The following is an 8,228-nucleotide window of genomic DNA, read 5'->3' as shown; positions in this document are numbered from 1 at the left end:
GCCAGCGTTCGTCCTGAGCCAGGATCAAACTCTCCAATAAAGTGTTTGATTAGCTCATTTGCACCTATGGTGCTTTGTTGCTGATAAATCAGCTTTTTAAAATTACGCTTGACGTTTTATGTTCGTTCAGTTTTCAAAGAACAATCTCGTTCGCTTCAGAAGCGACCTTCTTAATATATCACCCAGTGTGTTTGATGTCAATAACTTTTTTATAAAATCTTATGTAAGTTACTGCGTCAGTAACGACTGCTTTAATATAATATCACCTGTTATTATTATTCGTCAATAACTTTTTTAAAAAAATTAATCTATTACATAAATAAAAAGGAGTCAGCACTTTCATGTTATGCTGACTCCTTTTTATTATAGTATTTGCGATAAGAACGCTTTCGTCCTTTCATGTTGTGGGTTATCAAATAATTCTACTGGTGTTCCCTCTTCCACAATTTCACCGTAATCAAATAGAACAATACGGTCAGCTACTTGGCGAGCGAATCCCATTTCATGTGTAACTACTACCATTGTCATTCCTGATTCAGCCAACGTCTTCATTACATCCAATACCTCTTTTACCATCTCAGGATCTAACGCTGAAGTCGGTTCATCAAATAACATGATTTTCGGTTGCATCGCCAGCGCTCTTGCAATAGCCACCCTTTGTTGTTGTCCACCTGAAAGTTGACCTGGATATTTATCAGCTTGTTCAGGGATACCCACCCTTTCAAGCAACTCTTTCGCGATTTGTTCAGCTTTTTGCTTCTCCCACCGCCTCACCCATATCGGTGCTAAAGAGATGTTTTTTAGAATCGTCATATGCGGAAAGAGATTAAAAGATTGAAAAACCATCCCTGTTTCTTTTCTTATTTCTTCTATATTCTTTAAATCATCAGTCAACTCAATACCATCTATCTTTATTTGTCCTTGTTGGAACTCTTCTAAAGCATTAAGGGTGCGAATAAAAGTAGATTTCCCTGAACCAGATGGCCCCAGAACAACAACAACCTCACCTTGTTTCACACTAATATTTACATCTTTTAAAACATGCAGTTGTCCAAACCATTTATTTAATCCCTTCACTTCTATTATATTTTCTCTTTTTTCAATAGGTATATCTATTTTCTCAACTCCAAATATACTTTCCATCTATATATATCCCCCTAACGCTCTCCAGCACCTAAAGTATTTTCTAATCTTCTACTTACATACGACATAAGCGAACAGAATATAAAGTAAATAAACGCGATAAACAGAAATACTTCCATGTTCTTACCTAAAAAGGCAGGATTTGCAATCACCTTTTGCCCCATCCCTAATAATTCAGTTAATCCTACAATCGCTACAAGAGAAGTATCTTTGAAAATTGAGATAAATTGACCAACACAAGCTGGAATTACAGCTTTGATAGCTTGAGGAAGAACAACAAAACCCATGGTATATGTGGAATTTAAACCTAAAGCTTGCGCTGCCTCGAATTGTCCCCTCGGGATCGATTGCAATCCACCTCTTATATTTTCAGCTAAATACGCCGCACTAAATAATGTGAAACCAACCATTGCCCTGAGGACATTACTCACGTCAATACTATTACCTAAAAAAAGCGGCAACATCAACTGAAATACAAATAGTATTGTAATTAGAGGGATCCCTCTTATCAGTTCAATATAAATGATACAAAACCATTTCACTACAGGGAGTTTACTTCGTCTTCCTAGAGCTAATAAAACTCCCAAAGGAAAAGAACAAACAATTGCCACACTTGCAATAAGTAGCGTTAACAAGAAACCTCCCCAAATATTAGAATTCACTTTTGGTAAAATACCGAAACCATTGAATAGAGAAATAACAAGCGGAATAAACAATATCCATAATAATAAAACTGGGATTTTTAGCTTCTTCACTTTTCTTCCTATTATATAAAAGAGGAAAATGAAAATAATATTCCCTACAAGAATAAGCCTCGTATTTGTTTGGATAAATGGCAGGACAAGCGAAACGAGCATTAGCCCAGCAATAACCAATGCCACATGCCTCATCACTCCTCGCCATAGCCCCCATGAGCTTCCTAAAAGAGCAGAAATGAGAAAAATAGCTACCCAAACTCTCCAAGTCTCCTCTAATGGAAATTGCCCAACCATGAGTAAACGAAAGTTCGTTTCGATAACAGTCCAATCAGCTGTGAAAATAAATTCCCCTGTATGGAAGACAACATATGAAATAATGGCTACTGACACGATAGTTAATATAATATTTGGCCAAGTACCGAATAAGTTTGTCTTTAACCAACCACCTACACCGACTGTTTTTTTAGGCGGTCCCACAACCGAAGTATCAGTAGTAACGTTTATTTGAGGTTCATTGTTCATGCTTACACCTACCTTTCAACGAGTTGTGCTTTCTTATTAAAGTAGTTCATAAATAAAGAAGTAATTAAACTAAACGTTAAATAAACAGCAATCATTATCGCAATGGCCTCTATTGGGCGCCCCGCTTGATTCATTACTGTGTTTCCGATACTTACAATCTCTTGATAACCAACTGCAACAGCCAAACTTGAATTTTTAGTTAAGTTCAAATACTGACTGGTTAAAGGTGGGATAATAATTCTAATAGCCTGTGGGAAAATCACCAATCTTAGAGCTGTTGAATTTTTTAACCCTAATGCTTTCGCAGCTTCAGACTGCCCCTTATTGACTCCATTGACCCCAGCTCGTATGATCTCTGCAATAAATGTAGATGTATAAATGACCAACCCGAGTAATATAGCGGAAAATCCAGGTGATAGGACAAAACCACCATCAAACCCATTTCCTGCAACAGACGGAGCATGGAAGGTTACTGGTGTATTTCCAGTGACTACGTAAGATATAATAGCAACCACCACGATAACGCCCAACGCCCACAATGATGGAAAATTCTTTTTCCCAGACTCGATTTGTTTCTTTAACATCAAACGATATACAAAAAAAGCAATTACCAGTGACACAAGGAATAAAATGCCCCAGAGTAAAATCCCTTGATTTTCTTCGTACCAAGGAATAGCTGTACCGCGATTTGAGAAAAGCATTGGTCCAATCTGAAGGGCTTCTTGAATTTTTGGCATTGGTAAAAACACGGCATAAAACCAAATAAAAATTTGTACAAGCAATGGTGTATTTCGAAAAATCTCGATGTACGCTCCGGCAAGTTTACTTAATAACCAGTTATTCGACATTCTCGACAACCCTACAATCAATCCAAGAATAGTCGTCAAAATGATACCAAAGAATGCAACCCTCAATGTATTAAGCATGCCTATGAGTAAAGCTTTTCCATATGTATCAGTCGGTTGATAATCAATCATCGCCTCCGAAATAGAAAACCCCGCTGTATTGGCAAGGAAATCGAACCCTAACTGTAAACCTATTTGTCTTAGTCCACTTAAAGCATTGTTAATTAAAAGATATCCGAATGCTAAAACGATAATAGCAAATACTACTTGTAAGATAATTGGGATAATCTTTTTATTTCGCCAAAATGGTGGAGAAATCGACTTCTTCTGATTCGACAGTTCACTCACATCTTACACTCCCTTCTAGAGGTACCTATTTAACTAATAGTTTAAAATAGACCTGCTATAGAGAATTCTCATCAAGCAGGTCTATCTTTACTTAACGGAATGGAGGAGAGTAAAGAATTCCGCCATCAGTGTATAATGCGTTTAACCCTCTATCTAACTTGAAAATAGTATCTGCTCCAAGATTCTTCTCGAAAATTTCGCCATAATTCCCTACTTGTTTAATAATCTGGTAGGCAAAGTCATTAGGGAGCCCTAACTGTTCTCCAAGATTTCCTTCAGTTCCTAGCAATCTTCTAATTTCAGGATTTTCCGATTCTAAAAATTCATCAACATTTTTAGAATTGATGCCAAATTCTTCAGCTTGAATAGTAGCATTAACCATCCAGTTCACTGCATCAAACCACTTATCATCTCCACCTTTTACTGACGGTCCAAGTGGCTCTTTCGATAAGTTCTCTTCCAAAATCTTATGGTCATCAGGATTTTCCATAACTGCCTGCCTTGCAACTAATCCTGATTTATCTGTTGTCCATGCATCGATGCTTCCTGATTCATATGCCGCTACCACTGCATCTTGACCATCAAACACAACCGCCTCATGCTCAATACCAAGCGCCCTCATCTGATCTGCTAAGTTCAGCTCTGTTGTTGTTCCTGTATCTACACCAATACGCATACCTTTTAAATCCTCAAGAGACTCTACCCCACTGTCAGCTCTCACCATAATACCTTGCCCATCATAGAAAGTTGTTGGAGCAAAATTCAAACCAACTTCCGAATCCCGGTTTGTTGTCCATGTTGTGTTTCTAATTAACACATCAACTTCGCCTGTTTGCACAGCTGTAAATCTCTCTTGAGCAGATAAAGGTCTAAACTCAACGGCTTCGGCATCCCCTATCGCACCCGCTGCTAGTACTCGAGCGAAATCAACATCAAACCCAACGTTCTTACCACTCTCATCGATGTAGCCAAACCCTGGCAATTCATCATTCACCCCAGCAACTAGCTTCTTATTATCAATCACTTTACTAAGAATAGAACTTCCAGATGATCCATTATTTGAATCCCCGCTTTCCTTCCCCCCCGCCTCTTCATTTGAACAACCAGTTAAAGCAAGCAATACTACTAAAAATAAACTCATAAAACCAAAAGAAATTTTCTTCATAATTAACCCCCTTTATTCTGTTATTTAACAGAATTTTTAGATATTTAACAATAGTAATAGACTTACCATGTAAGATTGTCTATCACTATATGTTATATATTAACTTTATTGTTTTTTATAGTCAACATTTATATTTTAAATATTCTTAAAAATATAAATATTTAGAATTAATAAATCAACTTAAAATTTTACTAACATACTAATCTCTTACTATACGATTGACGTCTAATCATGTTTACTTACAAATAAGAGTATTTCTTAATAATGTTTCTCGTTTAACTAACACTCATCCTAAATACCCATTCTACACATCGGATTAATAATCTTTTTTTACCAAAACGGACCACATTTTACCTTCCCCTTCTCTTCTTCCATTTTTCCGTAATTAATCCATAAAAGTAGTTTCTCAATATAACACTTTATCTTCTTTCTTTTTGCAGAAATAATGAATGAAAAAGATATAACTTTCGATTATAAATGACAAACGATTATAATATTGATGAGGTGAATAAATATGGGTAGAGATAGAAAGTTCTCCATTACAGAATTATACGAACATACACAAGCATTATTACTAGAAGTTGGATATGAAGGATTTACGTTTAGTTTACTAGCAGAAAGGCTACATGTAGCTAGAGGGACAATTTATAAGTATTTTGAAAATAAAGATGAACTTATTACAGCTTTTATGATTTATGAAATGAATCAGTTTATGAAAAAACTCGAGCAAATTGAGGAAAAAGGGGATTTTGAACGGCAATTTACTTACTTAATGGAAATTATCTTTGAAAGAACTGAGATTCAGGAATTAATCAATATTACAAAGCAAGTGAATACAACAAACGAAAAAACAGTTGCAAATCAAACTTATTTTAAAAGCATGAGTATAAATATGTATACATGCTTACAAAACTTTGTCCAATTAGGTAAGAAAGAAGGAAAGTTAAACCCCTCCTTGCCAGACACAATGATATTAGGCTTTATTTTTCAATCAGTAGCCATTCCAAATCATTTTCAGTTACCACGTGAGCAATGGGTTCAATCCATTATTGAAATGGTAAGTAACGGGATACGCACATAATAATTGACACATGTGTCACTTTGGAGCAAAATATGATAGAAGCATGGATTTTTATGATATTTACCCCAACCTAACTTGAAAGGATGTCCTATCAAATGAAAAACTTGCTCCATACTATTACTGATCGAGTAGCAACGAAAAAAGGGGCCTGGATTACCATCGTCTGTTGGCTAGTTATCGCGCTAGGGTTAGCATTTTTTGCTCCTAATGCGAAAGATTATCAAGTGGGAAGAATTGCTACTCTCCCTGAAGATAGCCAATCGATTATCGCCCAAAACAAATTAGAAAAATACTTTCCAAGCGCTGACGGTATTCCTGCCATCCTTGTCTTTCAGGATAAAAATGATGAGCAACTTGAAACCTCTGTTTTAGCAGAACAACTAAATAGCTTTAAGGATAATGACATTAAAGGAATAACTGAGGTCATTCCACTAGAACAATTACCACCTGAAGCACTCAAAGGCTTCTTTTCTGATGATCAATCCATAGCAGTTATTCCACTACAATTTGCATCTAGTATGGAAAGCGGAGATATTCAAACTTCCATTCATCAAATGCAAGATATTGTCGAAGATCAAACAGACCTAAACTTTTGGGTAACTGGACCTGCTGGCATTAGTGCAGACTCTCTTGACCTATTTTCAAGAGCTGATGTTGTCCTTATTTTATCTACTGTCGCTTTAATATTAGTCTTACTTATTGTTATTTATCGCTCACCACTGCTTGCTATCATTCCTTTATTGGCTGCTGGCTTTGTTTATGAAGTTGTTATGAAGTCATTAGGTATTTTCGGAAGCCTAGGATTAAATCTCAGTCAACAAACTATTTCGATTATGTTGATCTTGTTATTTGCAGCAGTAGTTGATTATTCACTTTTCGTATTTTCACGTTTTAGAGAAGCATTAAAAAACCATGAAAACTCTTTTGAAGCGATGAAAGTGGCCATGAGAAGCGTTGGCATGCCTGTTTTCTTCTCTGGAGGCACGGTTCTTGCCGCTATGCTTGTTCTGTTCTTTGCCGAGTTTGGTGATTATCGAAACTTCGCTCCAACTTTCGCAACAGCAATGGCGATTATCATGATCTCATCCATAACGCTCATCCCTGCGTTATTTGCGTTATTTGGCAGAAAAGCATTTTGGCCAAAAGTACCGCAAGTGGGAGACCATTCAGTGAAAGGAAGTTCTTTCTGGAGTAAGGTAGGACAATTCGTTGTCAAAAAACCGATTGTATCAGTTGTATCTGTCGGGGTTATCTTGGTCGTTTCTGCATTAAATATTTCAAACTTAGACTATGAATTTGATACGATAAAATCTTTCCCTGAAGATATGCCATCTCGTGTCGGTTATGAAGTATTAGAAGAAAACTTCTCTAGCGGCGATCTTGCACCAACAACTGTTTTAGTTGAATCATCACAAGCATTATCTGAAGAACAAATTTCTTCTATTGTCGAACAACTTTCATCAAGGTCAGTAGTAAATGAAGTTAGACCTTCTGGGACAGCTGAAAACAATCAAGTTCTTCAACTGAGCTTGACTTTCAATGACAGTCCTTATGCGATTGAAAGTATTAATGAACTAGAAAAAATAGTAAATGAGAAAGAAGAGTTATTAGATAACAGTAATATAGATGGTGACATTTATTTTTCAGGGGAAACAGCGTCATCATTAGATGATCGTAAAGTGAACAATAATGATATCCTTTTGATTGTTACCCTTGAAACGGTCCTAATCTTCTTGCTCCTTATTGCTTTGACAAAATCGATCAAAATGCCAATCTATATGATGGGAACTATTCTCATATCATTCTTAGCAGCATTAGGATTAGGAACATTTTTAACAGAGATATTTTTCGGAATCGATGCTGTAAGTAACCGCGTTCCTTTATATGCCTTTGTATTTCTTGTCGCACTTGGAATCGATTATAATATTATGCTCGTTTCTCGCTTTCAAGAAGAAAGAAAGCACCATAGTGTCAAAGAAGCTGTTCAATTAGCTGTTTCTCATACAGGTGGAGTCATTTCTTCAGCCGGCTTGATTCTAGCCGCAACATTCGCTGTTCTAATGACACAACCTATCGAGTTACTATTTGTATTCGGATTTATTGTAGCCGTTGGAATTCTATTAGATACATTCCTTATAAGAGGTGTACTTTTACCAGGATTAATTGTTTTATTAGAGAAAGATAAACAAGGAGATAAGCAAAAATCTAAATCTGCTAATAACGGATAGAATACAAAAATTAATTTATGTTTGTACTGCCACAGATGATGTTCTGTGGCAGTTTTTATACACTGAGAATATAACAGCCAAGGAGTTCTTACTGCAAACTTTCCTTTTGAACGGTCTTCAATTAGATAAACAGCGTTTAATACTCCTCTCCCAATATAAGATATATCTTTCACTTGCCAGGCCTCTTCAGACTCTAAC

At 36.2% G+C, this 8,228-nt stretch carries 6 protein-coding genes; 2 read left to right on the top strand and 4 right to left on the bottom strand.

Annotated elements, in window-relative coordinates:
- Nucleotides 1-363: 363 nt before the first annotated feature.
- The 4 genes from U9M49_RS20770 to U9M49_RS20755 form a co-directional block, all read right to left on the bottom strand.
- Nucleotides 364-1,143: an amino acid ABC transporter ATP-binding protein gene (locus tag U9M49_RS20770; protein WP_322910485.1), complete on the bottom strand. Its 780-nt coding sequence runs from the start codon at nucleotides 1,141-1,143 to the stop codon at nucleotides 364-366.
- Nucleotides 1,144-1,157: 14 nt separating this feature from the next.
- Nucleotides 1,158-2,363: an amino acid ABC transporter permease gene (locus U9M49_RS20765; protein WP_095371973.1), complete on the bottom strand. Its 1,206-nt coding sequence runs from the start codon at nucleotides 2,361-2,363 to the stop codon at nucleotides 1,158-1,160.
- A gap of 8 nt (nucleotides 2,364-2,371) precedes the next feature.
- A complete protein-coding gene (locus U9M49_RS20760; protein ID WP_416337114.1) occupies nucleotides 2,372-3,547 on the bottom strand; it encodes an amino acid ABC transporter permease in 1,176 nt (391 codons plus the stop codon).
- Nucleotides 3,548-3,647: 100 nt separating this feature from the next.
- A complete protein-coding gene (locus U9M49_RS20755) occupies nucleotides 3,648-4,721 on the bottom strand; it encodes an amino acid ABC transporter substrate-binding protein (RefSeq protein WP_095371971.1) in 1,074 nt (357 codons plus the stop codon).
- 514 nt (nucleotides 4,722-5,235) lie between these two features.
- On the opposite strand from U9M49_RS20755, the gene U9M49_RS20750 reads away from it, so the two are divergent.
- Nucleotides 5,236-5,802: a TetR/AcrR family transcriptional regulator gene (locus U9M49_RS20750; RefSeq protein ID WP_322910483.1), complete on the top strand. Its 567-nt coding sequence runs from the start codon at nucleotides 5,236-5,238 to the stop codon at nucleotides 5,800-5,802.
- Between the two features lie 95 nt (nucleotides 5,803-5,897).
- Entirely contained in the window at nucleotides 5,898-8,030 is a 2,133-nt protein-coding gene (locus U9M49_RS20745; RefSeq protein WP_322910482.1) for an MMPL family transporter, read from the top strand.
- Nucleotides 8,031-8,228 lie beyond the last annotated feature (198 nt).

It is taken from the genome of Cytobacillus sp. OWB-43 (assembly GCF_034651445.1).
Classification (GTDB): domain Bacteria; phylum Bacillota; class Bacilli; order Bacillales; family Cytobacillaceae; genus Cytobacillus; species Cytobacillus kochii.
The sequence above is the reverse complement of the archived record's forward strand: the minus strand, read 5'-3'. Positions and strand labels throughout refer to the sequence as shown.